General features: G+C 73.8%; 1 protein-coding gene. It reads left to right on the forward strand.

All coding sequences use genetic code 11. The features are described from left to right. The coding region (locus tag ACIP4Y_RS38430) for a beta-ketoacyl synthase N-terminal-like domain-containing protein (RefSeq protein ID WP_401401807.1) at positions 1-1,398 on the forward strand (1,398 nt) is incomplete at both ends.

Here is a 1,398-nt window from a genome sequence, read left to right on the forward strand (position 1 = left end):
GACGCGGTGGTGCAGCGTCGGCGGGCCGCCGGGCTGTCGGGTGTGTCGTTGGCGTGGGGTCTGTGGGAGCAGGCCACCGGCATGACCGCCCACCTCGACACCGCCGACCAGGCCCGGGTGAGCCGGAGCCGCAGCCAGACCATCGCCGCCGGCGAGGGCCTGGAGCTGTTCGACGCGGCCCTGCGCACCGGCGACCCCCTGCTCGTCCCGATCAAGCTGGACCTGCGGTCCATGCGGGCCGATGCCGCAGCCGGGCGTGGCGTACAGCCCCTGCTGCGAGGCCTGGTCAAGGTGCCCCGGCAGGTCGCACGGGCAGCCGCCGCCACCGACGGCATCGGCGAACTGGCCCGCCGTCTCACCGGGTTGGACACTGCCGAGCAGGAGGCGCTGCTGCTGGAGCTGGTGCGGACGCACGCGGCGACCGTGCTCGGCCACGCCGGACCCGAGGGCATCAAGCACGACACGGCGTTCCGTGACTCCGGGTTCGACTCGCTGACCTCGGTCGAGCTGCGCAACCGGCTGCGCGAGGCCACCGGCCTGAAGCTGCCCGCCACCGTCGTCTTCGACCACCCGACCCCGCTCGCCCTGGCCCGCCACCTGCACGGCGAACTGGGGGAGACGCCGGCCGCGATCGCCCCCGCCCCGGCCCAGGCGGTCACCCTCGCCGACCCGGACGAGCCGATCGCGATCGTCGGCATGGCCTGCCGCCTGCCCGGCGGCGTCAACAGCCCCGAGCAGCTCTGGCAGTTGGTGTTCGAGGGCCGGGACGCGATGTCAGGCTTCCCCGACGACCGCGGCTGGGACCTGGAGGGCCTGTTCGACTCCGACCCCGACAAGGCCGGCACCTCCTACGTCGACCAAGGCGGCTTCCTGCACGAGGCGGGCCTGTTCGACGCGGGCTTCTGGGGGATCTCGCCGCGTGAAGCGCTGGCGATGGACCCGCAGCAGCGGTTGCTGCTGGAGACGTCCTGGGAGGCGTTGGAGCGGGCGGGCATCGATCCGCTGTCGTTGAAGGGCACGGACGTCGGCGTCTTCTCCGGTCTCATGGGCCAGGGCTACGGCTCCGGCGGCGAAATCCCCGCCGAACTCGAGGGGTTCGTCACCACGGGCGCCGGCAGCAGCGTGGCCTCGGGCCGGGTGTCCTACGTGTTCGGCTTCGAGGGCCCGGCCGTGACCGTCGACACCGCCTGTTCCTCGTCCCTGGTCGCCATGCATCTCGCCGCCCAGGCCCTGCGCAGCGGCGAGTGCTCCCTCGCCCTGGCCAGCGGCGCGGCCGTCATGTCCAGCCCCGGCGCCTTCGTCCAGTTCTCGCGGCAGCGGGGTCTGGCGTCGGACGGCCGCTGCAAGTCGTACGCGGACGCGGCCGACGGCACGGGCTGGGCCGAGGGCGCCGGTGTG

Origin of the sequence: Streptomyces sp. NPDC088810, assembly GCF_044750305.1 — a bacterium.
In the GTDB taxonomy this organism is placed as follows: domain Bacteria; phylum Actinomycetota; class Actinomycetes; order Streptomycetales; family Streptomycetaceae; genus Streptomyces.